Here is a 25,179-nt window from a genome sequence, read left to right on the forward strand (position 1 = left end):
GAGTTGAGGAGACTGAGATGATTGAAATTCTAATTATTACGGCATTGGTCCTTTGGAGTGCATTGGTCGTATTCAAAAAGGTTTTTCCACAGACGTCAAATTCAGTCTTTATGAAACTGTCAGATGCTACTGAAAGAAAAGGGTGGAAGGCACTATCAAAGTGGCTTAAACCCAAAATGACTGCTGGATGTGGCGGAAATTGCGCTTGTCCTGTTTCAGACAAGGAAACACCCAAGTTAAACCCTCAAGCTGTGAAATGGAAGTAGTTTACTTCAATAAAAAAACCGCCTAAATTGGCGGTTTTTTTACGCATGGACACAAAATAATGTCAAGATTATGAAATCAAAAAAAGCATTCAAAGCAGCAAAGTGCTAACATTTCGGCAGTTTCTAATTAGACTAAAATATGGGGCAGAAATGTTAATACAGCGTGGTGGATTAAAAGTTGTCGCAGGACTCGGAATTTCGGGTGTTGCTGCGGTAAATTTTCTACATGAAAAAGGCTATCACGTTGCAGTAACAGATTCGAGGACCTCTCCACCTGGACATGATCAAATTCCACCTGAAGTCCAAACTAGCTTTGGGAAATTTGACGAAGAAATGTTGTTGTCTGCTGAGGAAATTATTATCAGTCCAGGGCTTGATCTTAAACTGCCAGTGATTCAAACAGCACTTGCACAAGGCATTCCTGTTGTCAGTGAAATTCAAATTTTACGACGTGCGACTGAAAAGCCTATTGTTGCAATAACAGGTTCTAATGCAAAAAGTACAGTGACCACCTTGATCGGCTTAATGGCGAAATATGCAGGCAAAAAAGTCGCTGTAGGGGGGAATTTAGGACGTCCAGCCTTAGATTTAACCAAAGATGATCCAGAGCTATATATCTTAGAACTATCCAGTTTCCAATTAGAAACTACATCGAACTTAAATGCTGAAGTTGCTGTCGTCTTAAATATGAGCGAAGACCATCTCGATCGTCATGGCGATATGATGGGATATCACACTGCCAAACATCGTATTTTCCAAGGTGTCAAGAAAGTGGTCTTCAATCGGGATGACTCTTTGACACGTCCTTTAGTACCTGATGCAACGCCAATGCAGAGTTTTGGGCTCAATGCACCAGATATGAATCAGTATGGTGTACTCAGAGATACTGATGGCACGATGTGGTTAGCAAGGGGGCGTGAACGTTTATTGAAAAGTTCTGAGATGTATATTCAAGGGACACACAATGTCGCAAATGCACTTGCGTGTTTAGCTTTAGGTGAAGCGATAGGTCTACCATTAGAGGTCATGCTGGAAACTTTGAAAACCTTCAAGGGGTTGGAACATCGCTGCGAATTTGTCAAAGAAGTGCAAGGTGTTCGTTATTATAACGACTCAAAAGGTACAAATATTGGGGCAACCTTAGCAGCATTAGACGGCTTAGGTGCGGCGATCGCAGTACAGAAAGCTAAAGTTGCCATCATTTTAGGTGGTCAAGGTAAAGGGCAAGATTTTACTGCTTTAAGAAAATCATTAACGGAATTTGCAAAACTCGCGGTACTCATTGGTGAAGATGCGCCAGTGATTGAACAAGCAATTCAAGGCACAACCACAATTCTTCACGCTACATCATTAGAAGAAGCAGTAAAATTATGCCAAGCAAATACACAGCAACATGATGTGGTATTGCTTTCGCCGGCATGTGCAAGTTTTGATATGTTTACTGGCTATCCACAACGCGGACATCAATTTGTTGCTTGTGTGAATGCGCTGCACGAAGAACAATAAGGACGAAGATATGGCTGAGTCAGCTCAGACAACGATTGATAAAGTGAATAAAATTTACCAACGTTGGTTACCACGTATTCCAAGTGAAATTACATCAAGGAATGTTCTAATTTTTTGTGTGATTGCACTGCTCTGTATTGGAACGGTGATGGTTGGTTCAGCTTCTATGCCTTACGCAGAAAGATTGCATGAAAATCCATTCCACTATGTCATCCGCCATGCCATATCCATCGTGGTTGCGTTTGTCGCAGCAATTTTGGTTTATCGTGTTTCGTTAAATACCTGGTTTAATAACACATTTCCGTTATGGATGATGACTATGGCATTGCTTGTCGCGGTGCTATTAGTCGGTTCGGAAGTGAACGGTTCGACGCGTTGGATTCGAATCGCAGGATTTACCTTCCAGCCTACTGAAGCTGCGAAAGTGATGATGGCTATTTTTACTGCAGATTATGTTGTCCGTCGGGCAGAAGAAGTGCGAAATAATGTGAAAGGGCTGGCACGATTAGCAACAGTAATGCTATGTACAGTTGGTTTGATTATTGCTGAACCTGACTTAGGTGCAACGGTAGTGGTTGCCTTAACGATGTTAGGGGTGTTCTTTCTTGCAGGTGCGCCACTAATCCAGTTTGGTATTGCATTGGGTGCCATTATCATGGCATTTGTAGTGCTGGTTGTGTTCGAGCCTTATCGTTTCGAGCGTTTAATGTCTTTTACCAATCCATGGGCAGATCCTTTAGGTTCTGGTTATCAGCTTTCAAATGCGCTTATGGCCTTTGGGCGTGGTGAATGGTTAGGGGTAGGCTTAGGCCATAGTATTCAAAAAATGTCTTATCTCCCTGAGGCGCATACGGACTTTATGTTGGCTATTTTGGCAGAAGAGTTCGGTTTCATGGGCATTACGGTTGTTCTCGCACTGTCATTTCTTATGGTGGGTGCGTGTATTCGAATTGGGCATCGTGCCATTCAACATCAATTCTTGAGAGCGGGTTATTTGGCTTACGGGATTAGCATTATTTTTGTTCTGCAAATTATGGTAAATGCTGGCATGAATATGGGGCTGCTCCCAACAAAAGGTTTAACTTTACCATTTATTAGTTATGGTGGTTCATCTCTGATTATGTGTGCTGTCATGGTCAGTTTAATGCTGAAAATTGAAGCAACAACCCAAGAAAAGAATCAGGCTAAGGAAGTATCTAGCTTTTAAAATACACGATTGTATCTTAAGCATTCAAATCTGATGATGGTGGAGTACTATTTTGCTGCAACACCATTGTTGGCATATGTGTGCCACAGTTTAAACAGGTGATTTGACCAGATTTGGGTTTTGATAGTGGAATCAATGGAATAAAAAATAAAGAAAAATAATTGCGTTGTTGTTTAATTTCATAATTGCTATGTGTACGACAGACTGGGCATAGAAATTGCCCCTTTTCCGTTTTGATGGTTTTAGGTCCTACCCCAAAAATAAAAAACATAATGAACTCCTGATTAATCTATTTAAATGGAATTCAAAAACATTTTCAGCTGAATAACAAGCATGATTCTGTATGGACACTATTCAAAAACACCTTGTATGGTGGTGCCAACTGGAATTTTCTTACGATCCCATTGTTGAATTGCCTGTAGAAGCATGCGATTTGGTTGATCTAGATCAACTGGATCTTGTCCTAATGCATGAATAGCTTTGTTCAAGAGTTGGGGGGCTTGGGTGAGATCAAGTGCTACAGCTAAATTTTGCTTAGAAAGCTTTGTACCATCTTTATTCATTGCTAGGGGCAAATGCATATACTGAAGTTCAGGGTAGCCCAATAATCGCCCTAACCAAATTTGTCGTTCAGTGTTATCCAGCAAATCAGCACCACGCACAACATGAGTCATTCCTTGTAGATAATCATCCACAACCACGGCGAGCTGATAATTAATAATACCGTCGCGACGTTTAAGAACAAAATCTCCTAATTCATTGGTCAAATTAGAGCAATGCTGACCTTGTAAAAGATCCTCAAAACAAATCAACTCGTCTGATGTTTTAACCCGAATGGCTTGTTGATCGTGTGGTAGTTTTAAATCGCGGCAAGTACCGCTATAGATATGATTAGAGCCTAAGATTTTGCGTGTACATTGGCAGGCATAGGTGAGGTCACGTTGCTGAAGATCATTTAAGACAGATTCATAGATGTTTAAACGGTCTTTTTGAAAGATAATTTCGTCATCAAACTCGAAACCGAAAGCTTCAATACATGACAAGATATGTTCTTCACTACCAGGATATATGCGAGGGATGTCTGTATCTTCAATTCGTACAACCCATTTGCCTGCATGAGATCTTGCTTCACAATAGCTTGCAACAGCTGTAATGAGTGATCCAAAATGAAGAGGGCCGGTTGGCGATGGCGCAAACCGACCCACATAAGCCATCCTGTTGTCCCCCTCCTTTATCAAAGGAGGGGTTAGGGAAGGATTATTAAATAACATGATTAACCGTTATTTTGTTTCTCTTTAATTTCAGCTAAAGTTTTGCAATCAATGCAAAGCGTCGCTGTTGGACGAGCCTCTAAACGACGTAAGCCAATTTCGATCCCACAGGTTTCACAGAAACCATAGTCATCATTTTTGATTGCTTCGATAGATTGTTCAATTTTGCGAATTAACTTGCGTTCACGGTCACGAGTACGAAGCTCAATCGCAAACTCTTCTTCTTGCGTTGCACGGTCATTTACATCAGGCAATGCAGTATTTTCATCTTGCATTGTATTTAATGTTCGATCCACTTCTGACATTAACTCGTCTTTCCATGCCAATAAAATTTGACGGAAATGCTCAAGTTGACCTTCAGACATGTATTCTTCATTTTTTTTCGGCTGATAAGGCTCGATGCCAAATAGACTCGCTGTAGTACCGCCTTCGGAAGTCTTTGGCTTGGTCTTACGCACGCGTTTTACTTTTTCAGCAACTACGTTGTTTTCTTCCAAGACTTGATTTTGGTTGTCATTCGCCATAAAGGGCATTCCTCATCATATGCGTGTTTGCGTACGCAAAAAATATGGTGATATGCAAGTGTTTTTATCGCTTCCGATAGATTGTTGCTATCGGGGGCGTCATCATATAGATTTTTTATCAAAGATGAAAGCTATGAATATCTGTTTTGGACTGTTCAGATTCCATTCGGACAGATAACTTAATCCAAAACACTTTAAAAGAAAAGCTAATAACCTGAAATTTCTTTATTAATATTTTGCGCAAAATTTTGTAGGCGATGAACACGTGTTTCAAAGCTACCATCAGCTTTCAATAGCAGGCTGCGATAGCCTGGTGCAAGGTCATCAAAGGCAAAATCTTCAGTCTTTGGTTTAAACTGAACAGAGGTGGAAGGCGTTGATAAAAATTGAATATTTTTCCAGACATTCAACGAATCTTGGTGCACATGTCCAAAGATCACTGCTTGAATCTGTTGATACTCTGCCATGATCTGTGTCAATTGATCTGAATTTTTTAAGATGTGTCGATCAATCCACTTGGAATTCATTTCAAGTGGGTGATGATGACACGCCAAAATGACTGGGTGCTGCTGTGTTTCCTGAAGAATCATTGATAAATGATTCAATTGTTCTGCTTTAATCCAACCATCTACTTTGTGGGGCACAGCACTATTTAATAGGACGATTTTCCACGTTTCGAAAGTTAACACGGCCGGTATAGGATCAGGCGCTGCAAAAGGAAAATATTCGGCATCATCATGATTCCCTGGAATTTGATAAAACGGAATATTCAAATTTTTCATGAAACTCAAATATCGCTGATAAGTTGCCTCATGTGGTACCTGTGCCAAGTCACCTGTATGAATAATCGCATCAATGTCTTGATAGCGATTTAAAATATCATTGATCACTGCATGAAAACTTTGTTCAGGATTTATCTGAACAAACGGCGTGTCAGGATGATCCATGAGATGAGTATCGGTAATTTGGATAATGAGCTGATCATTTTTATTCTGTTTGATTAAAGGCGTCATAAATTACCTCAGCGCTATAGAGGTAGTGGCAATGTGCTGTTTGAGCCATTGCAGAGCCATGATGACAGGTGCATTACACAATCGTTTGGATGCCAATAATGGTTCAAGATCTGAATAAGCTAAGATATGCAGTTGGATATTCTCACCTTCATCTGGCATACCATGAATACCGCCTAGCTCAGGAAGATCTGCTTCTGCAACATACAAATGAAAAACTTCATCGCACGCACCAGCAGAAGGGTAGAAGGTAAATAAATGTTCCAGATTACGAATTTCACAACCAGATTCTTCTAAACTCTCACGCTGAATGCATGTTTCAGGTGATTCATCGCCATCTAATACGCCTGCAATGATTTCTAGTTGCCATGGGGAGATAGGATCATCGATTGCACCAATTCGGAATTGTTCAATCAGTGCAAAGCGCTTGAGTGCATCATTGTAGATGAGTACACCAGCAGCTTCTTTTCGATGCACTAATTCACGATGAATTGTTGGGGTATAAGTATTCTCACCAAATAAACGATGTGTGATGCTCACTTTCTCTATACGAATGAATCCTTGATAAAGGGATTCGCGAGAATGGACCTTAAAATCTTTATTATTGTAAGTAGCTTTTTCAAGAATTTTCATTCGTATACGTTAGGACAAAAATTTATTTCATCCTAACTGAGATTGCATTAAAGAAAAACAGATTTTTTAATTTTTACAGCTTCTGATACAACTTTTGTCCTTGCTTATGATACTCATTTTTCATGGTGTTGAGACCTGATTCAATCTCTTGATTTAACTTGAGATCTAGGTTGTCAGACTGCTGATTTTGAGCGTATTCACGCACATTTTGGGTAATCTTCATTGAGCAAAATTTAGGTCCACACATCGAACAGAAATGCGCTGATTTATGTGCCTCTTTCGGCATGGTTTCATCATGCATACTACGTGCCGTATCAGGATCTAAACTTAAATTAAATTGATCTTCCCAACGAAACTCAAAACGTGCTTTTGAAAGCGCATTATCACGGACTTGAGCACCTGGGTGTCCTTTGGCGAGGTCTGCAGCATGTGCTGCAATTTTATAGGTGATAATGCCATCTTTGACGTCCTTTTTATTGGGTAGACCTAAATGCTCTTTAGGTGTTACGTAACAAAGCATCGCTGTTCCATACCAACCGATCATGGCTGCACCAATTGCTGAAGTAATATGATCATAACCAGGTGCAATATCTGTTGTTAATGGTCCTAATGTATAAAAAGGTGCTTCTTTGCAAACCTCAAGTTGTAAATCCATATTTTCTTTAATCATATGCATAGGAACATGACCAGGACCTTCAATCATGACTTGCACATCGTGTTCCCAAGCTCGATGGGTTAATTCTCCTAATGTACGCAGTTCGGAAAATTGGGCTTCGTCATTGGCATCTTGAATGCACCCAGGGCGTAAACCATCACCTAAGCTGAATGAGACATCATAGGCTTTCATGATCTCGCAGATTTCATCAAAATGGGTGTATAAGAAATTTTCTTTATGATGTGCAAGACACCACTGTGCCATGATTGAACCGCCGCGTGAAACGATGCCCGTTAAGCGATTGGCTGTGAGAGGAACATAGCGTAATAAAACACCAGCATGAATCGTGAAGTAATCAACCCCTTGCTCAGCTTGTTCGATTAAAGTGTCTTTAAAAATTTCCCATGTAAGATCTTCTGCTATTCCATCCACCTTTTCTAATGCTTGATAAATCGGAACAGTTCCAATAGGTACAGGGGAGTTTCGAATAATCCACTCGCGTGTTTCGTGAATATTTTTACCCGTAGATAAATCCATGATGGTGTCAGCACCCCAACGTGTTGCCCATGTCATTTTTGCCACTTCTTCATCAATGGATGAACCCAGTGCTGAGTTGCCAATATTGGCATTGATTTTCACTAGGAAATTTCGTCCGATAATCATCGGTTCGAGTTCAGGATGATTGATATTGGCAGGAATAATGGCACGACCTGCAGCGACTTCTTGGCGTACAAATTCGGGTGTAATTTCTAATAAATTTTTTGCACCAAAGTTTTGACCAACATGTTGGCGAGTATCCACACCTTCGCGCTGTTTTTGGTTTTCTCGAATCGCAATGTATTCCATTTCAGGCGTGATAATACCCTGCTTAGCATAATGCATTTGCGTAACGTTATGTCCTGGTTTAGCTCGACGAGGTTTCTGGATATGTGCGAAACGAATGCCAGCTGTACGAATATCTTGAAGACGTTCTCGCCCAAATTTTGAGCTTAATGTCGCGAGTTGTTCTGTATCTGCGCGCTCTTCAAGCCATGTATCTCTGAGGTTTGGTAGGCCTCGATTTAAATCAATTTGAATCTCAGGGTCGGTATAAACACCTGAAGTGTCATACACCAAAATGGCAGGATTATACTCACCGCCTAAGCCCGTTGGTGTATCGGAGAGTGCAATTTCACGCATGGGTACGCGAATATCTGGACGAGAACCTTGAACATAGACTTTTTTTGACGCTGGTAAAATGCGGATGAGATCTTGAGCATCTTGCTCATGTTGAGCAGAGAGATCTGTATTTGAAAGATTCGTTAATTGGTTCATTGCAATGATCCTTATGAATGACATCAACGAATCAAGCACGACCAAAAACGGTGGCGGAATTATCCTGAATGAATAACCTAGAACAAAGTTTTTAGATGGCTTGATTCCTACGCAGGTATTAACCTGATCAGGTTCAACGGTACTCACCATCAAAACAATGTTTTAGGTGATCTCAGCGAGTTATTACTCGCGCTCCGTCAAGCGATGCCAAAATATTAACATATAAAGTCCGATTAAAGTCATCAGACTATGATGCATAACAAATTGCGTCTTTAAAGCAATTACGACGATTTTCAAGATCAACAGTTTTTAAGTTTAAATAGTGACTTAGCTGTATAAGAACTTGCGGATTTTGATCAGTCTGATTTGAAGTTAATTTACTTTTTTGTTGTGAATCCAGTTCGATAAATTTTAAGAAAAGTCTCGCTTGATCTGCTAAACGACTATTTTTCATATTTGCGAGTTGTTCGATTTCAGCTAAAGCATCGGGTGCAATTTCAACACGTCCTTCAAAATCATGAGAAACAGGATCATGGTTGAGACCTTTAAATAATAGATTTGAATAAAAATGATAAAGGTACTCTGCATCTAAACGGAAACTGCTTTGAGGATATTTTTTTAGATAATTTTCCCAATACTGGGCACGTCTAGAAATCTCTTTTGCTTCAAGATGAAAATGAGGATCTTCAAATTGTGCTTGCTGATTTTGTTCAGCAAGTTCTTGCATAAATGCTTGTTCTGCCTCAGGGAAATAGGGGGCAAATACTCGTGCTAAATAATATGGGTTTCTTTGATAGGTTGCTTGGTGGTTAATATCGACGAGATCAATATACGCTTGACCTTTATGCCGAAGTAAATATTGATCTCGTGGATGTAATTTTTCAATTTGTGATTGTTGAATCGTCGGAAATTGCGACTGGTCATGAGCATATAAATCAAAAGCTTTTTGCTGATCAGCTGATCGATCTATACTTAAGAAATTTCTATACATGATGTCTGCCAAACCGATCAATTCTTTCTGTTCCTGAAAGGGCATTAAGGGAAGACAAAGTCGAATATCTTGATTGATTTGCTCAATGGCGAATGTAGTCCGTTGAGCAGTTATCCCGAGCATTTCTTTTTTGAGTTTTTGACAAATAAGGTTGAGATCAGGTGTGGTGTTCTGGTTTTGGGTTGGGTTTGGAGATTCAGTAGGTATTTCTTCGGAAATCGGTTTTTGACACGCAGTTAAGCCAAGACTTACGACCATAAGAGTCAATAATTGACGAATAGGCTTAAACGTGTGCAAAAATGACTTCATTGAGATATCAAAATACAGTTAAAGTGTGAAATGAGGCGCAAATAGATTTTCACTTATTTTAAAACCGTACAGTGAAATTTATTGTAGTTGCTTCGCAATCAAGCGTTAAAATAATGTATGAAAAACATACATCAATGTGCATAATTCAAAATAATTCTCCGGATTAAATGAAAAAATAATAAAATTGATACGTAAAAAGCTCGATTAAAGATTATATTTGCAACATCCTATTCTAATTACTTGTTATTCAAATGCTTAAGGTGCTGTGAAGTCATTATCATGAAAAAAACTCTACTTGCAGTCAGTTTAATTGCACTTAGCCCGATGAGCTTTGCATTGAACCTCGTTGAAGCCTATGAGCGAGCAAAGCAAACCGATCCAAATTGGCAAGCCAACGTGTTGCAGTATGAGGCTGATCAGTTAAATATAGGTTTAGCAAAAGGTAATTTGCTGCCGACAGTAACCGTTTCAGGAAATGTGACGCGTAAAAACCAAGATGTAAATCGTTCAAGTACAGAATCGAATCCTTTTTTTAATAGTTCTGACCTGTTGGCATCGACATCGACCACTCGTCAAATTGCGATTACTGCACGACAACCCATTTTCAGAATGGATGCTTGGCAGGGATATAAACAGGTAAAAACCTCAGTTCAACTGAGTGAAGTCACTTTAAAACAGCAACAGCAACAACATATATTAAATGTCTCTGAAGCTTATTTTAATGTACTACGTCAACAGGCTTTAACGCTCACTAACGCTCAAGAAGAAAAAGCATTATTCGAGCAGCTCAATATGATGAATGCCAAACTCAAAGAAGGTTTAGTTGCTGAAAGCGATGTGAGCGAAGCGAATGCACAATATCAAAATGCGCGAGCAAATCGAATTGCGACAGGTGTTCAATTAATCTTGGCACAAGAGCAACTTGCTCAGTTGATTGGACCTTACCAAGAAAAGCTCGCTGTTTTAAGTGATGATTTCGAGTATCAAAAGCCTGTACCGAATATCATGAGTGAATGGACTAAATTAGCTCAAGAACAGAATCTTGAAATTCTACAAGCGCGTTTGCAACGTCAATATGCCAATGATCAGCGACGTGTAGAGCAAGCGGCGCTTTATCCTCAAGTCGAAGCCGTAGCCACTTATGGATATAGTGAACAGTCACCACAAACAGCTATATCGAGTGATGGACAGTTCGATCAGGTGGGTGTAGAAATGAACTGGAATGCCTATACCGGTGGGCGAACTAAAATTAATATTGATAAAGCGACAAAAAATGTTGAAAAGTCGGAACGCCAATTAGAAGCTGCGATACGTAAAGCAACCACAGATGCTAAAAAATCTTACCTACAAATTGATATGGATAGTGCTACATTGCAAGCGCGCAAAGCTGCCATGGATTCTTCAGCATTAGTCGCGAAAGCATCCCAAGCTCAGTATGATGAAGGGCTTAAAAGTATGGTTGATGTGTTGCTTGCGCAAAGAAATGCTTTTGCAACGCGATTAGATTTTGTGAATGCTCAATATGATTATGTGTTGAATGTGTTGAGGTTGAAGGCTTCTGTGGGTCAATTGAATGAAAATGAGCTTCGTCAAATGAATGCATGGTTAGTTGAAAAATAGAATAAATTGATTGTTTTGTCATCAAATATTCACAATTGATATGCTTTAATATGGCAAAAATTTCAATCCATTCACGCTGTGTGGAGTAATAAGACTTTGAGCTCTAATAATCCTGTACTTAGCCACCATATTTCTTCTCAATTTAACGAAGATTTGCAAGATGTCCATACCAAATTTATGGCGATGGGTGGTTTGGTTGAGCAACAAGTTGCTAATGCCATTCATGCTCTTTTAGACACCAATGTGAATTTAGCTGTAGATGTCCAATTTCAGGATAATACGGTAAATCGCTATGAGCGTGAAATTGATGAAGGTTTGACTTTGATTTTAGTGCGTCGCCATCCTGCTGCAAGTGATCTGCGTATGGTGATTGCAATGAGCAAGGCCAATACCGATTTAGAACGTATTGGTGATGAAGCAGCTAAAATTGCACGTATAGCCCAAAATCTATGTGAAGAAGGTGAATCACCTCGTGGTTATATGGAAACACGTCATATCGGTAATCAAGTGCGAGTAATGATTCATGATGCATTGGATGCATTTGCACGTGTTGATGCAGAGCAAGCACTTAAAGTATTGTTGGCTGACGCAGATATCGATCGTGAATATCAATCTGCTACACGTACATTAATGACCTACATGATTGAGGATCCTCGTCATATTTCTCGTGTTCTGAATGTCATGTGGGTGCTGCGTTCTTTGGAGCGTATTGGTGACCATGCGCGAAATATTTCTGAACAAGTGATTTATATGGCTAAAGGCTATGACGTACGACACACCAGTGTGGAAGAGATTGAAGAAAAAGTTCAAGGTAATCATTAAAATAGAATTCATATAATACACAAAAACCTCGAATATCGAGGTTTTTTTATGCGGACACTAAACTTGAGTTCTGTAAAACATATAGACAAAAAAATTCCTAGATTTTGGGGGAAATCTAGGAAGGAAAACTGATGAAACAGTACGCTGTTATTATTATTTGTTCACTCATAATCTTGCTATGAAATAATAATATTCAAATTATGTGTAAAGTTCAGCTGCAAAAGTGTGATTTTGTGTAATTTAATATTTGTAAAATGTAAACTTTATCACACTTTAGTGTCCTGCCCAATCCTGCCTATTTCATTAGTTTATGTCAACTATTATGATGATCTAAAAGTATTTTAGAATCTTTCGAAATAAAAAAAGCCCTGATATTCAGGGCTTTTTTAAGTCATACTTATGCAGATTTTGCTTCAGCAGGTGCAGATAACATATGACCTGTTTCTTCGAAATTAGAATGCCAAGAGAGCGCTTCTGTAAGTAGGTGAGGAGTTTGTCCACCTTTAGCACATGCACGATCGAAATAGTCGTTTAATGCATCTTTATACAATGGGTGAACACAGTTATCGATGATTGCACGTGCACGTTCACGCGGTGCAAGACCACGTAAATCAGCAAGACCTTGTTCAGTAACAAGAACGTCTACGTCATGACCTGTGTGATCTACGTGAGATGCCATCGGCACTACAGATGAAATGTCACCGCCTTTAGCGATTGATTTAGTCACGAAGATTGCGATATGCGCATTACGTGCGAAGTCACCTGAACCACCAATACCATTCATCATTTTTGAACCACATACGTGCGTAGAGTTCACATTGCCGTAGATGTCAAATTCAAGCGCAGTATTGATCCCGATAATCCCTAAACGGCGTACCAATTCTGGGTGGTTTGAAATTTCTTGAGGGCGTAATACAAGTTTGTCTTTGTATTGCTCAAGATTATTGAATACTTTTTCACCATAACGTGCAGAAAGTGTAATTGATGAGCCAGAAGCGAATTTCATTTTACCAGCATCAATTAATTCAAAAGTACAGTCTTGAAGTACTTCTGAGTACATGATGAGATCTTCAAAATTCGATTCTTTAAGACCCGTTAATACTGCATTCGCAATTGAACCAATACCTGCTTGTAATGGACCTAAATTTTTAGGAAGACGTTCTTCAGCCACTTCTTTTTCAAAGAATTCGATTAAGTGGTTTGCAATTGCTTGAGTCTCATCATCTGGTGCAGTGACTGTTGATGGAGAATCATGGAATTCGCTGTTAAATACGATGCCAACAATTTTAGCAGGATCGATATTAATTGCATGTGTACCAATACGCTCATCGACTTGAGTGAGTGGAATCGGCTGACGTGTCGGACGATAAGATGGGATATAAATATCGTGCAAGCCTTCGAATGCTGGGCTTAAATTTGTGTTAATTTCAACAATTACTTTTTCTGCAAAGATTGCAAAGCTTGCTGAGTTACCTACTGAAGTCGTTGGAATGATGCCACCATCTTCAGTAATTGCTACAGCTTCGATTACAGCAATATCAGGCTTTTTCAATTGTTTATTACGCATTTGTTCAACAGTTTCTGACAAATGCTGATCAATAAACATTACTTCGCCTTTATTGATCGCCTTACGCAAAGTATTATCGACTTGGAAAGGTAGACGACGAGCCAATACGCCAGCTTCAGTTAACTGTTTATCTAAGTCATTACCCAAAGACGCACCAGTGATTAAAGTGATCTTTAAAGGGTTTGTATGAGCGCGTTTTACCAATGCCAATGGAACTGCTTTAGCTTCACCAGCACGCGTGAAACCACTCATACCTACGGTCATGCCATCTTCAATAAACGTTGAAGCTTGTTCAGCTGAAATGACTTTTTCATGAAGTGACTCTAAACGAATGCGATCTAAAGACATGGTTTACTCTTCTCTTGATATTCTGGATCTGGCACCGATTGTACCGATCAAGCGAGCCATTTTGCATACCTGTTAGGCTAAGGTCTAATTTTTTCAAAAAATGCGGATATAAAGATATATTATGGTTTGTAAGATATTGTTTTTTATTTTTAATTTTCATTGTGGTGAATAATTAAACCAATTCAACCGTTCAACTATTCACCATTCATCAAAATCGTTCGGTGATGGTTTGCCTGATTTTATCTAAGGTGCTATTGGTTGAAATATCAGCAACTTGAGGTGTTGAAAGGGGCAGTAGAATGATAGCTTCAAGACCTCCTTCAGGACGATTATGAATTTTTAATTCACCTTCATGAATATCGACAATTCGTTTTACAATGGCTAAACCAAGACCACTCCCTTGGATGGTACGTGCTTCATTGCCACGTACAAAAGGTTGCATAAGGTCTGCAATTTGATCTTCTGGGATTCCATCACCGTGATCAGCAACACAAATTTTTAGATGATCTCCCTCGACTTTCGCACTTAGCTCAATGGGTTCAGCACCATAACGCTTAGAATTATTAATTAAGTTACCAATTAAGCGCTTGAGGGAAAGCGAACGAGCAGTAATCAGTGGGAGTTCTTCTGGTTCAAAGCGAATATCCAGGGGTTTAAACTGAATAACCAATTCTTGCAAAAGGGTATTGATATTGGTTTCTTTTAGGTCTTCATCTGAACCATCACGCATGTAAGAAATAAACTGATTAAGAATGGCATCCATATCATCCACATCAAAGATTAAGCCTTCTTTCAAGAAGTCATCATCTGACATCATTTCAGCACTCAGTCGAATTCGAGTGAGCGGGGTTCTTAAATCATGTGAAATACCAGCCAACATAATTTGACGATCACGTTCAGTGAGCTCCAATGTATAAATCATATGATTAAAGGCTTGGTTGACTTGGCGGATTTCCAAAGGTCCGTGGTTCGTCTCAAGATAGGGGGCTTTTCCAGTTTTACTATAGCTATTTGCTGCATTTTGAAGTCGGCGTAGTGGGCGATTGAGCTGTCTCACTAAAGTTAAGATAATCATGGCTGAAATCAGCGGTACGCCAAGAAACCATGCCAAAATCAATTCGGGGCTATAATTTGCATAAGTTTTTAACGGTTCTTGAACCCAATTCCCGTTCATTTCTGGGGTTTGAATCCAAATACGTGGGCTAGGTTTAAATTGGAAATAGACGGTGACCTCAGGCACGTCGAGCTCTTTGGCCAAACGTTTTTCAACTTGGTTCGTAAAGAATTCAGCAATGACTTTATCGCGCTGGTTGGGGAACGCAGCAGGGTCTGTAACGTATTCAATTCCAACACGCTGTTTTAACCATGTGTCAACATCAAGTTCAGTGTCACCATGAAAAATTCGAAGGTCGGGGTTGTTGATAATTTCGAGTTCAACCGCAAGGTAGCGTGCATGCTGTTGAATCTCTGGTAAATAGAGGGTTTTCCAAAAAAACCAAAGTGACATAAACAGACTAAAGAACACCACAAAAACAACCAAAACTGTTGTTCGCATTGCAGCGGAGCGCGGCTTGATTTTGTCAAGAAAGCGTTCCCATTTCGTTCGTTTTCGCTCTGAATACGCAACAAATTCATTAAATTTTTGTGGGTCAATAGGATCAAGTTTCACGGTCTAACCTGAGAGTTTGGGCTTAAAAAGAATAAGTGCATGTAATTGTTTAATACATAAAATAAAGACCCCGACATCATTGATGGCGGAGTCCATTGTTTAAAAAATTATTCTGCACCATCTGGTACGAATACGTATCCCACACCCCACACCGTTTGAATATAGCGTGCACGAGCCGGATTTTCCTCGATTAAACGACGTAAACGAGAGACTTGAACATCAATAGAGCGTTCCATTGCTCCCCATTCACGACCACGTGCCAAATTCATTAATTTATCACGTGTCAACGGTTCACGAGGATGTTGCACCAATGCTTTGAGTACTGCGAATTCACCAGTAGTTAAGGTCACCACTTGACCCTCACGAGTCAGTGTTCGAGTCGATAGATCGAGTGACCAAGGACCAAATGAAACCACTTCAACATTCTGGCTTGGTGCCCCAGGAACCTCACGCACTTGTCGACGTAGTACAGCTCGGATACGAGCTAACAATTCATTTGGGTTGAATGGTTTTGGTAGATAGTCATCAGCACCTGCTTCAAGCCCTGCAATACGATCAGAGTCGCTACCACGTGCAGTGAGCATAATAATAGGCGTGTCAATGTTAGACTGCCTTAAACGACGACAAATGCTCAAACCATCTTCTACAGGAAGCATAAAATCTAAAACGATGAGCGAGAAAAGTTCACGTTGTAATAACCGATCCATTTGCGTGGCATCATGTGCGGTTTTAACCACAAAACCTTTATCTTCTAAAAACCGTTGTAAAAGGGTACGAAGACGCACATCATCGTCGACGACCAGAATGCGTTCAACTCTGTCAGTGTCATTGTGTACTACATCAGTATTTTCAGCAGGTACAACTAAACTCATGATGCACTCCCTTAAAAGTTGTATTTATAAATAGTCATTTGTCTCAGTATAATGCCTAAGTTCTTGTTAAGACTATGTATCAAATTGCTCAAAATTACAATTTTAAGTGTGTTCTGAAACCAAATCACAACATGTATTGACCTGTTTTTAAGCAAATAATTTAAAATAAAATCGCTATTCAATATGAAGCTAATTTGAAGTGGTATTGAAAGCAAAAAATTTACATCAAAATCAGAAAAATAAAGTGATTATAAAGAGTTAAATGTTTTAGTTCATTGTCAAAGTGATGACACAATGACGCATTACACTCAAATAATTGATCAGAGATCTCACTAGAAGCTTTTTCTCTGGGAGATAAAACTAGAAAAATTGAGACTTTTATTTAAAATTTCATTGCAAATATTCAAAACAATTGTGGATTTTATAGTCTCGGTCTTTATAATCACTAACTTTTAGTCCTTATCCTTGTGGAATTTAACACGATGACTGACTTAGTTCAGCAGTTGGCAAGTGAACTTGCCGTACGTCCAAACCAAGTAGAAGCTGCCATTAAGCTGATTGATGAAGGTTCTAGTGTTCCATTTATTGCACGTTACCGTAAAGAAGTAACTCAAGGCTTAGACGATACGCAGTTACGTCAACTGGATACCCGATTAACTTACCTTCGTGATTTATTTGAACGCCGTGAAAAGGTCATTGAATCACTGAAAGAACAAAATAAACTCACGGATGATTTGTTAGCTCGCGTCAATGCCGTTGAAACAAAAAATGCATTAGAAGAAATTTACGCACCGTATCGTCCAAAACGTACGAGTAAATCATTTAAAGCAAAAGAGGCTGGTTTAGGCCCAATCGCTGAAAAAATCTATAATGAAAATGTTGAACCTGCAGAAGCTTTAGAAGGATTTAATCATGAAGATTATCCTGATTTAGAGAGTCAATTAGACGCTGTTCAGCATATTCTCATTGATGACTGGGCACAAAATATTGCACTCACGACAGAGCTTAAAGCGATGTTTGCAAAAACAGCAGTGTTAAAAAGCTTAGTTGCTAGTGAAGAGAAAAAAGAAGTTGGTAAAAAATTCCGTGACTACTTCGATTTTTCTGAAAATTTAAACAAAGTTCCATCACATCGCTTATTGGCAATGTTACGTGGACGTCAAGAGAATGTACTCGGTCTAAAAGTTGATGGTGAAAATGATGCTCCTTTGGCACGCATTGAAACTGAATACAATCTTGATCAAGTTCAACCTCAAGCCCGTCAAGATTTTCTGAAGCAAACTGCAAAATTATTCTGGCTCGGCAAAGTCCGGCCTACAATTGAGCATTCACTTCTGACAGAAAAGCGTTTGGCTGCTGAAGCAGAAGCAATGCAAGTATTTGCAGAAAATTTACGTCATTTACTTTTATCTGCACCAGCAGGTTCACGTACTACTTTAGGTGTGGATCCTGGTATCCGTACAGGTGTGAAATTGGCTGTCGTGAATGCATCTGGAGATGTATTGGCACACAGCACGATTTATCCATTCGCACCTAAAGAAGATAAAGAAGGGTCGATCAATGAATTGGCACGTTTATGCCGTGAATTCAATGTTGAGCTAATTGCTATTGGTAACGGTACCGCGAGTCGTGAAACAGAAGCTGTTGTTGCGGAAATGATGGCTGCTCATGCTGATCTTAAATTAACGCGCGTGTCTGTATCTGAAGCAGGTGCTTCAGTATATTCAGCATCTGAATTGGCTTCACAAGAATTACCAGATTTAGACGTATCGATTCGTGGTGCAGTATCTATTGCGCGTCGTTTACAAGATCCATTGGCTGAACTTGTGAAGATTGATCCTAAATCAATTGGTGTAGGTCAATATCAACATGATGTGAATCAAACAGGCTTGGCAAAAACGCTCGAAGCTGTAGTGGAAGACTGTGTGAACTCAGTCGGTGTAGATGTAAATACAGCATCTTCAGCGATTTTGGGTTACATCGCAGGATTAAACAAATCTATAGCACAGCAAATTGTAGACTACCGTAAAGAGAATGGTCGTTTTGATAATCGTCAAGATTTGAAAAAAGTACCACGCTTAGGTGAGCGTACTTTTGAGCAAGCTGCAGGTTTCTTACGTATTCAAGATGGTTCAGAACCATTGGATGCATCAGCAGTTCATCCTGAGTCTTATGGTTTAGTCAACAAGATTGTTGAAGCGAAAGCGACCACTGTAAAAGATATTATTGGCAATACTGAAATCATTCGTCAGGTTAAACCTGAAGAGTTTGTTGATGACAAATTTGGTTTACCAACGATCCAAGATGTTTTGGCGGAGCTTGAAAAACCAGGTCGTGATCCACGTCCGGAGTTCCGTACAGCGAAGTTCCGTGATGACATTACTGAGGTTTCACAACTGACTGAAGGCTTAGAGCTTGAAGGTGTAGTGACCAATGTAACGAACTTTGGTGCATTTGTTGATGTTGGTGTTCATCAAGATGGTTTAGTTCATATTTCAGAACTAGCGAATGAATTTATTTCTGATCCACATAAGTTTGTGAAACCAGGGCAAATTGTTCAAGTGCGTGTGTTACAAGTTGATGTGGAACGTAATCGTGTTAATTTATCGATGCGTCCTGCAGGATCTGAAGCACCTGCGAAGGCACCGCGCCAGCCACGCCGTGAAACTCAAGGCCAGCAAGAGCAACGTGGTGAGCGTAAACCACACGCGAAGCGTGCTCAGCAAGCACGTCCACACGGTGATCGCCCACAACATGCGAAAAAACCTCAGCAGCAGAAACCACAAGAACAGAAGATTGGTGGTTTAGGTGCATTATTATTACAAGCAGGGGTTAAAGGTTCGAAGTAATCTTTAATCAGGTAAAAAACCTCCCATATGGGAGGTTTTTTTATGCTTATGTTTTTAAATAAATGAAGAACATCAAGGTGATTTATTTTAAATGTAAACTTTAAGATGGTATAAAACAACAAGAAAAACTTAATAATCAATTAATCACTTCAAAATTATTTTTAACTTTATAAGTCATATAATTAAGAGAAATTAAACATGAGTATATCTCAAAATAAAGGGCTGAAACCTCGATTTTATAGTCGTGATTTGCTCTCAGGTCTGGTTGTTTTCCTTGTTGCACTTCCGCTTTGTTTGGGCATAGCTCATGCATCAGGTGCACCACTCATTTCAGGCATTATTGCTGGCGTGATTGGTGGAATCGTTGTTGGTTTTTTTAGTGGCTCACATATCAGTGTATCTGGTCCCGCTGCAGGCTTAGTGGCGATTGTATTGACCCAAATTGAATTACTACAAGGTAATTATCAAGCCTTTTTGTTCACATTGTTTTTAGCTGGAATTTTACAAATATTATTTGGTATTTTTAGGTTAGGTGTTTTCTCAAATTTCGTACCCACCAATGTGATTTTGGGATTGCTTGCCGCGATTGGTCTGTTACTGATTATCAGTCAATTACCTAAATTGATTGGTTTGGACGTCAAAGGATTTGCTTTGATTGATCAATGGTCAATTCAATCTGTACTGAGTCATATTGATATTGGCTCAGGATTAATTGGTCTAAGTTGTATTGCGTTAATCCTACTGTGGGATAGTAGTAAATTAAAAAAGCTGCCGCTGCCTTCAGCCTTGATTGCGGTGATATTTGCTGGACTTCTTAACTTTATAATGTTGAAAATCGGCTCTCCATATGCAGTAAACCCTCAACAATTGATTAATCTTCCGAATATCTTTTCTGGTTCAGAAACGATTTTCCAGTTTCCAGATTTTTCGTATTGGAATAATAGTTTAATTTATACGGGTGCAATTACATTAGCGGTGGTAGCTTCTCTTGAAACACTATTGAATTTAGAAGCTGCCGATAAGATGGATCCACAAAAGCGCTCATCACCACCGAATCGTGAATTATTTGCACAGGGTGTTGGAAACTCTATGTCAGGATTGATCGGTGGTATGCCGATTACCTCAGTCATTGTTCGTAGTTCAGTGAATGCAACCAGTGGAGCTAAAACCAAATTTTCTGCAATCTTTCATGGTTTTTTACTGATTGTTGCAGTGGTGGCGCTCACCCCATTAATCAATGCGATACCGCTATCTTCATTGGCAGCAATCTTAATCTTGACTGGATTTAAATTGGCAACACCAAGCCTATTTAAACGGATTTATGCGCAAGGTTGGAAACAATTTTTACCTTTTATTATCACGGTAGTTGCAATCATTGCAACTGATTTACTGAAAGGCATCATGATTGGTCTAGTGATCAGTTTATTGATTATCTTACAGAGTCATTTACACCGTGGTGTACGTGTGATCCATGAAAAACACTTGCATGGTTCACTTACCCGTATTGAATTAGCACCGAATTTAAGTTTTTTAAATCGTGCCGCACTCGTCACCGCTTTAGAAAAAGTTAAACCGCATGAAAATGTGCTAATCGATGCATCCAATACCTATTATATTGATCCAGATATCTATCAAATTATTAAGGACTTTCAAAGTGAAGTGGCGATAAAGCAGGGGATAAAAGTTAATTTACAAGGTTTTAAAGCACATTATCCTGAAATAAAAGAGGACGAGCTCGATCTTGATGTGAGTACGCAAGAACTCCAAAAACAGCTCAGTCCTGATCAAGTTTTACAGATGCTAAAAGACGGGAACTTGCGTTTTATTAATCATCAGCGTTTACACCATAATATTGCTCGCCAAATTCAAGTGACGTCAAATGCAGGGCAACATCCTATTGCTGCAGTGTTGGGTTGTATGGATTCTAGAGCACCGACAGAGCGCATTTTTGATGTAGGAATCGGTGATTTATTCAGTTTGCGTATTGCTGGAAATATTGCTGGTCAAAAAGTCGTGGGCTCTTTAGAGTTTGCATGTAAAACCAAAGGTTCAAAACTGATCGTGGTATTGGGGCATACGGACTGTGGTGCGGTAGGATCTGCTTGTCATTTATTTGAGCAAAAAGTGGATTTGAGTCAACTAAAAGATACACCGAACGTTCAGCATTTTTTGAAGCCGATTATGCAGGCGGCGGAAACAGTCAAAAATGATATGAGTAATTATCAACTTACAACCAATTTTATTGATGCCGTAACTGTGTTAAATGTGCGAAATAATATTAATTATATTATTAAAAATAGTGACACGTTAAGAGACATGATTGAGCGTAAAGAGATTGGGATTGTTGGCGCAATCTATGATGTGAAATCTGGTCAAGTCAACTTTTTATCTTGAATGATCTCATTTCATCAGTAAGTGATATTAAAAACCTCCCAAATGGGAGGTTTTTAATTTATCGATTAATCATGGGGACAATCCAGCTGGTTAAGATCAATAAAATCCCGAGATGACCTAATTTTCGTGAAATTTTTACGAATTTTGGAACTGATTGTTCGATCTTTTGTGCATAGTCTTGTAGGTTGGCAGCTTTAGTTTGGCGGCTATGCCACAAGAATACGGCAAGATCGATACAGATGAGAATAGTTCCTACATCTGCGACTACGTCTAAAACTTTAAATTCTTGAGTATAAAAACCGAGAGTAACTTGATAAATGAGGAATATCGCAAATGCGATGGCTGCACATTGCAGCACTAAAGCTAAACCACGCATAAGTACAAAGCATAAAATCAATAAGATGCAAGGTTTATAACATAACTCTGCCGCCTAACGAATGATCTCAAAATTTTTTTTACGCCTAGATTTGAACCCAATCATGATTAGCACTAAATAAGATTCGGTAAGATCAAGCTGAATGCAATAGTGCCTAAACCTATTTTTGACAAATGATATGCATAAGACTTTAGTGCTTTGGCATGATTCATCTGCTGTTGATCCAATTCAGTTTTATTTTGAGCATCGGCTGGTTTTATGTTGAATCCCAGCTCAAGCAAAATTAAAAATAAACCTAGCTGTAATAAGGTGTCGAATGAGTAATGTTGCTGAATAATCATGCTCATGATTTGAGTAAAAATCAAAACAGCAACTGCTAGAAAAAATAATCTAAAAAAATAAATTTGAGCCATGACAAACTCCTATTTTATGTTTTGATCATGGCATTTAATTCTTAAAGAATAATTAAAATCACACAGTGAAAATGTAACAAGATCATCTCACAAAGTACTTAAATTAACTTGTTCGATCACCAATGTTCGCCAGGAAATAGTCGGGCATATGCACGCTGTACAATGTTTAATTTCTCTTGTCGACCGACAGAAGCAGTAGAGCTTGGAAATAAATTAAATCCAATCGACATCAATTTATTATTAATATCAGGCGCAATTGCATAAGTAATTGATGCAAGTTTTCCAAGACCAGTCGCTACCTTTTTTGGACGGTTCACAATAGCACCAGCGATTAAATCTGCAGCTTGATTCGGTGAAAGTGCTGGCACGTATTTATATATTTTAGTTGGAGCGATCATCGGCGTTCTGACCAAAGGCATGTAGACCGAGGTAATAGCGATATTATGCGCATGGACTTCAGCTGATAGGCAACGGCTAAATGCATCCAATGCAGCTTTTGAAGCGACATATGCAGAGAAGCGTGTAGCATTGGCTAATACACCAATTGAACTAATATTAATAATATGTCCACGTTCACGGTCTATCATATGTGGAAGGATATTTAAAATGAGGCGAACAGCACCAAAATAGTTGAGTTGCATCGTGCGTTCAAAATCGTGAAAACGGTCGATGGACTCATGGACTGCACGGCGAATCGAACGACCTGCATTATTAATTAAAATATCAATATGTGTGACGCTATTGAAGATTTGTTGCGTTACAGCATCGATTGAACTCATATCATTCAAATCACAAGGAAAAATGTCAGCTTTTCCCCCTTTTTGCTCAATCTCATATTTTACTTGTTGTAAAGTTTCCTCAGTTCGTGCCACCAATAATACATGCGCACCTGCCGCAGCCAATTGATATGCAACAGTTAAACCGATACCACTGGACGCGCCTGTAATCAGAATATTTTTTCCATGGACACGTTTTTTAAAACGCTGTTCTAATTTTTTATTCACTTCATTCTCCCTGTAAATGCAATGAATTGTGGAACACGTATTTTTAAACGTGTCATACAAATCAGCATAGTGGAAAAATGAAAATAAACCATGGCATAAGTTTATGAATTTATTGTAAAAACTAGAGTAAATGCTCTAATTTTTTATTGTGGTAATACGAATAAAATAATTGAAAAAGACGATAGGGTAAATGAGGATAAAGCCCCAGTCATGAGGCTTTATTTCTAATGTATTACCAAGATTAAACTTGAGCGAGCGCTTGTTCTAGGTCGGCGATTAAATCGTCAGCATGTTCGATTCCAATAGATAAGCGAACCATATCCGTAGAAACGCCAGCAGCTTTTAACTCTTCTTCATTCAGTTGGCGATGCGTTGTAGTTGCTGGGTGACATGCTAAGCTTTTTGCATCACCGATATTCACCAATCGTGTGAATAATTGTAAGGCATCAATAAAGCGAGTTCCGCCTGCTAAGCCATCCTGTACACCAAATGAAAGAATTGCTGAAGGTTTGCCCTTAACGTATTTCTGAGCTAAAGCATGTTGCGGGTGATCAGGTAGTCCTGCGTAATTTACCCATTTTACTTTTGGATGAGCTTGTAAATATTGAGCAACTTTTAAAGCATTTTCAGTATGACGTTCCATACGTAAACTTAATGTTTCTAAACCTTGCAGGATTAAGAAAACATTTTGTGGGCTAATCGCTGCGCCTGTGTTGCGTAATGGCACGACACGAGCACGTGCAATATAAGCTGCTTCACCAAGCGCTTCGACATAGTTCACGCCGTGATAGCTTGGATCGGGCGTATTTAATGCTTTAAAACGATCTGGATATTTACCCCAAGGGAATTTACCGCTGTCAACAATGATACCGCCGATCGAATTACCATGTCCGCCGATGTACTTGGTTAGAGAGTGAACAACAATATCTGCACCAAATTCAAAAGATTTTTGAAGCACTGGTGTAGCAACTGTATTGTCCACAATTACAGGAATGCCAAGTTCATGTGCAAGCTTAGAAATCGCTTCTAAATCAATAATATTGCCGAGTGGATTACCAATAGACTCAACGAAGACTAATTTAGTTTTTTCATCAACAAGTGCTCGCAAACTTTCTGGATTTTGATAATCGAAGAAGCGCACTTCGATCCCTTGTTTTGGTAGCGTATGTGCAAATAAATTATATGTACCACCATAAAGTGTAGATACAGAAGCGATATTGTCCCCAGCTTCAGCAATGGTTTGAATGGCATAGGTAATGGCTGCCATACCTGATGCAAGTGCTAATGCGCCGATCCCACCTTCGAGTGCTGCAATACGTTGTTCAAGCACAGCAGTCGTTGGGTTCATAATCCGTGTATAAATATTCCCAGAGACCTTTAAATCGAATAGGTCTGCGCCATGTTGCGTATTATCAAATGAGTAAGACGTCGTTTGATAAATGGGTACCGCAACTGCTTTAGTCGTTGGTTCAGGTGAGTATCCAGCATGGATGGCGAGGGTTTCGTCCTTATATGTCATTTTGAGATCTTCTTGTGGTTTAAAAATTGTTCAATGAGAA

At 39.3% G+C, this 25,179-nt stretch carries 21 protein-coding genes and 1 riboswitch; of the genes, 7 read left to right on the forward strand and 14 right to left on the reverse strand.

The genetic code is table 11. From position 1 onward, the window contains the following. Positions 1-17 precede the first annotated feature (17 nt). From AC1M9M_RS08310 to ftsW, 3 genes are all read left to right on the forward strand, one after another. A complete protein-coding gene (locus AC1M9M_RS08310) occupies positions 18-266 on the forward strand; it encodes a DUF6587 family protein (protein ID WP_035263913.1) in 249 nt (82 codons plus the stop codon). Between the two features lie 150 nt (positions 267-416). After that, on the forward strand, positions 417-1,772 hold the full coding sequence (gene murD / locus AC1M9M_RS08315) for a UDP-N-acetylmuramoyl-L-alanine--D-glutamate ligase (RefSeq protein WP_481596104.1): 1,356 nt from the start codon (positions 417-419) through the stop codon (positions 1,770-1,772). Between the two features lie 10 nt (positions 1,773-1,782). Then, positions 1,783-2,979 (forward strand): putative lipid II flippase FtsW, encoded by a 1,197-nt coding sequence (ftsW, locus tag AC1M9M_RS08320; RefSeq protein WP_035263915.1) that lies wholly within the window; start codon positions 1,783-1,785, stop codon positions 2,977-2,979. 16 nt (positions 2,980-2,995) lie between these two features. On the opposite strand, the gene AC1M9M_RS08325 is transcribed toward ftsW, so the two are convergent. The 7 genes from AC1M9M_RS08325 to AC1M9M_RS08355 form a co-directional block, all read right to left on the reverse strand. Further along, positions 2,996-3,250 (reverse strand): zinc-ribbon domain-containing protein, encoded by a 255-nt coding sequence (locus AC1M9M_RS08325; protein ID WP_481596105.1) that lies wholly within the window; start codon positions 3,248-3,250, stop codon positions 2,996-2,998. Positions 3,251-3,329: 79 nt separating this feature from the next. Next, entirely contained in the window at positions 3,330-4,193 is an 864-nt protein-coding gene (gene gluQRS, locus AC1M9M_RS08330; RefSeq protein ID WP_481594777.1) for a tRNA glutamyl-Q(34) synthetase GluQRS, read from the reverse strand. 59 nt (positions 4,194-4,252) lie between these two features. Continuing rightward, a complete protein-coding gene (gene dksA, locus AC1M9M_RS08335) occupies positions 4,253-4,774 on the reverse strand; it encodes an RNA polymerase-binding protein DksA (RefSeq protein WP_035263919.1) in 522 nt (173 codons plus the stop codon). 206 nt (positions 4,775-4,980) lie between these two features. Then, positions 4,981-5,787, reverse strand: coding sequence for a 3',5'-cyclic-AMP phosphodiesterase (cpdA, locus tag AC1M9M_RS08340; RefSeq protein WP_481591485.1), 807 nt, complete (start codon positions 5,785-5,787; stop codon positions 4,981-4,983). Positions 5,788-5,790: 3 nt separating this feature from the next. After that, a complete protein-coding gene (locus AC1M9M_RS08345) occupies positions 5,791-6,417 on the reverse strand; it encodes an NUDIX domain-containing protein (protein ID WP_481591484.1) in 627 nt (208 codons plus the stop codon). Positions 6,418-6,490: 73 nt separating this feature from the next. Beyond that, on the reverse strand, positions 6,491-8,386 hold the full coding sequence (gene thiC, locus AC1M9M_RS08350; RefSeq protein WP_481596106.1) for a phosphomethylpyrimidine synthase ThiC: 1,896 nt from the start codon (positions 8,384-8,386) through the stop codon (positions 6,491-6,493). An 87-nt stretch (positions 8,387-8,473) separates the two neighbouring features. Next, a riboswitch (TPP riboswitch) is annotated at positions 8,474-8,593 on the reverse strand. Positions 8,594-8,633: 40 nt separating this feature from the next. Beyond that, complete coding sequence (locus tag AC1M9M_RS08355) at positions 8,634-9,686, reverse strand: hypothetical protein (protein WP_481591482.1); 1,053 nt, start codon at positions 9,684-9,686, stop codon at positions 8,634-8,636. A gap of 279 nt (positions 9,687-9,965) precedes the next feature. Here AC1M9M_RS08355 and abuO point away from each other — a divergent pair, with 279 nt between their 5' ends. Continuing rightward, the gene (gene abuO / locus AC1M9M_RS08360) at positions 9,966-11,306 is read left to right on the forward strand and encodes a multidrug efflux outer membrane protein AbuO (RefSeq protein ID WP_481590435.1); all 1,341 of its coding nucleotides are present in this window, start codon (positions 9,966-9,968) and stop codon (positions 11,304-11,306) included. A 96-nt stretch (positions 11,307-11,402) separates the two neighbouring features. Next, complete coding sequence (gene phoU / locus AC1M9M_RS08365; protein ID WP_035263928.1) at positions 11,403-12,128, forward strand: phosphate signaling complex protein PhoU; 726 nt, start codon at positions 11,403-11,405, stop codon at positions 12,126-12,128. A gap of 397 nt (positions 12,129-12,525) precedes the next feature. On the opposite strand, the gene AC1M9M_RS08370 is transcribed toward phoU, so the two are convergent. From AC1M9M_RS08370 to ompR, 3 genes are all read right to left on the reverse strand, one after another. Beyond that, positions 12,526-14,043, reverse strand: a complete 1,518-nt coding sequence (locus tag AC1M9M_RS08370) for an acetyl-CoA hydrolase/transferase family protein (protein ID WP_092767310.1) — start codon at positions 14,041-14,043, stop codon at positions 12,526-12,528. A gap of 208 nt (positions 14,044-14,251) precedes the next feature. Next, the gene (locus AC1M9M_RS08375) at positions 14,252-15,712 is read right to left on the reverse strand and encodes an ATP-binding protein (RefSeq protein WP_092767308.1); all 1,461 of its coding nucleotides are present in this window, start codon (positions 15,710-15,712) and stop codon (positions 14,252-14,254) included. A 107-nt stretch (positions 15,713-15,819) separates the two neighbouring features. Next, the gene (gene ompR, locus AC1M9M_RS08380) at positions 15,820-16,584 is read right to left on the reverse strand and encodes an osmolarity response regulator transcription factor OmpR (protein ID WP_035263934.1); all 765 of its coding nucleotides are present in this window, start codon (positions 16,582-16,584) and stop codon (positions 15,820-15,822) included. 482 nt (positions 16,585-17,066) lie between these two features. Here ompR and AC1M9M_RS08385 point away from each other — a divergent pair, with 482 nt between their 5' ends. Next, positions 17,067-19,433, forward strand: a complete 2,367-nt coding sequence (locus AC1M9M_RS08385; protein WP_481596107.1) for a Tex family protein — start codon at positions 17,067-17,069, stop codon at positions 19,431-19,433. A gap of 198 nt (positions 19,434-19,631) precedes the next feature. Further along, entirely contained in the window at positions 19,632-21,827 is a 2,196-nt protein-coding gene (locus tag AC1M9M_RS08390; RefSeq protein ID WP_481596108.1) for a bifunctional SulP family inorganic anion transporter/carbonic anhydrase, read from the forward strand. Positions 21,828-21,885: 58 nt separating this feature from the next. On the opposite strand, the gene AC1M9M_RS08395 is transcribed toward AC1M9M_RS08390, so the two are convergent. The 4 genes from AC1M9M_RS08395 to AC1M9M_RS08410 form a co-directional block, all read right to left on the reverse strand. Next, the gene (locus tag AC1M9M_RS08395; protein ID WP_481596109.1) at positions 21,886-22,203 is read right to left on the reverse strand and encodes a hypothetical protein; all 318 of its coding nucleotides are present in this window, start codon (positions 22,201-22,203) and stop codon (positions 21,886-21,888) included. Between the two features lie 113 nt (positions 22,204-22,316). Further along, complete coding sequence (locus AC1M9M_RS08400; protein WP_481596110.1) at positions 22,317-22,616, reverse strand: hypothetical protein; 300 nt, start codon at positions 22,614-22,616, stop codon at positions 22,317-22,319. A gap of 116 nt (positions 22,617-22,732) precedes the next feature. Further along, positions 22,733-23,620: an SDR family NAD(P)-dependent oxidoreductase gene (locus AC1M9M_RS08405; protein WP_481596111.1), complete on the reverse strand. Its 888-nt coding sequence runs from the start codon at positions 23,618-23,620 to the stop codon at positions 22,733-22,735. A gap of 241 nt (positions 23,621-23,861) precedes the next feature. After that, positions 23,862-25,139, reverse strand: coding sequence for an O-acetylhomoserine aminocarboxypropyltransferase/cysteine synthase family protein (locus tag AC1M9M_RS08410; RefSeq protein WP_035263942.1), 1,278 nt, complete (start codon positions 25,137-25,139; stop codon positions 23,862-23,864). Between the last annotated feature and the right edge of the window lie 40 nt (positions 25,140-25,179).

It is taken from the genome of Acinetobacter sp. ANC_7503 (genome assembly GCF_056780035.1).

What these genes read in the sequence shown, in the direction of transcription:
- AC1M9M_RS08385 (WP_481596107.1), top strand. Translation starts at nt 17,067, where the DNA reads ATGACTGACTTAGTTCAGCAGTTGGCAAGTGAACTTGCCGTACGTCCA.
- thiC (WP_481596106.1), bottom strand. Translation starts at nt 8,386, where the DNA reads ATGAACCAATTAACGAATCTTTCAAATACAGATCTCTCTGCTCAACAT.
- cpdA (WP_481591485.1), bottom strand. Translation starts at nt 5,787, where the DNA reads ATGACGCCTTTAATCAAACAGAATAAAAATGATCAGCTCATTATCCAA.
- AC1M9M_RS08390 (WP_481596108.1), top strand. Translation starts at nt 19,632, where the DNA reads ATGAGTATATCTCAAAATAAAGGGCTGAAACCTCGATTTTATAGTCGT.
- AC1M9M_RS08370 (WP_092767310.1), bottom strand. Translation starts at nt 14,043, where the DNA reads ATGTCTTTAGATCGCATTCGTTTAGAGTCACTTCATGAAAAAGTCATT.
- abuO (WP_481590435.1), top strand. Translation starts at nt 9,966, where the DNA reads ATGAAAAAAACTCTACTTGCAGTCAGTTTAATTGCACTTAGCCCGATG.
- AC1M9M_RS08355 (WP_481591482.1), bottom strand. Translation starts at nt 9,686, where the DNA reads ATGAAGTCATTTTTGCACACGTTTAAGCCTATTCGTCAATTATTGACT.
- AC1M9M_RS08395 (WP_481596109.1), bottom strand. Translation starts at nt 22,203, where the DNA reads ATGCGTGGTTTAGCTTTAGTGCTGCAATGTGCAGCCATCGCATTTGCG.
- AC1M9M_RS08310 (WP_035263913.1), top strand. Translation starts at nt 18, where the DNA reads ATGATTGAAATTCTAATTATTACGGCATTGGTCCTTTGGAGTGCATTG.
- ompR (WP_035263934.1), bottom strand. Translation starts at nt 16,584, where the DNA reads ATGAGTTTAGTTGTACCTGCTGAAAATACTGATGTAGTACACAATGAC.
- gluQRS (WP_481594777.1), bottom strand. Translation starts at nt 4,193, where the DNA reads ATGGCTTATGTGGGTCGGTTTGCGCCATCGCCAACCGGCCCTCTTCAT.
- AC1M9M_RS08345 (WP_481591484.1), bottom strand. Translation starts at nt 6,417, where the DNA reads ATGAAAATTCTTGAAAAAGCTACTTACAATAATAAAGATTTTAAGGTC.
- ftsW (WP_035263915.1), top strand. Translation starts at nt 1,783, where the DNA reads ATGGCTGAGTCAGCTCAGACAACGATTGATAAAGTGAATAAAATTTAC.
- AC1M9M_RS08400 (WP_481596110.1), bottom strand. Translation starts at nt 22,616, where the DNA reads ATGGCTCAAATTTATTTTTTTAGATTATTTTTTCTAGCAGTTGCTGTT.
- AC1M9M_RS08325 (WP_481596105.1), bottom strand. Translation starts at nt 3,250, where the DNA reads ATGTTTTTTATTTTTGGGGTAGGACCTAAAACCATCAAAACGGAAAAG.
- murD (WP_481596104.1), top strand. Translation starts at nt 417, where the DNA reads ATGTTAATACAGCGTGGTGGATTAAAAGTTGTCGCAGGACTCGGAATT.
- AC1M9M_RS08410 (WP_035263942.1), bottom strand. Translation starts at nt 25,139, where the DNA reads ATGACATATAAGGACGAAACCCTCGCCATCCATGCTGGATACTCACCT.
- dksA (WP_035263919.1), bottom strand. Translation starts at nt 4,774, where the DNA reads ATGGCGAATGACAACCAAAATCAAGTCTTGGAAGAAAACAACGTAGTT.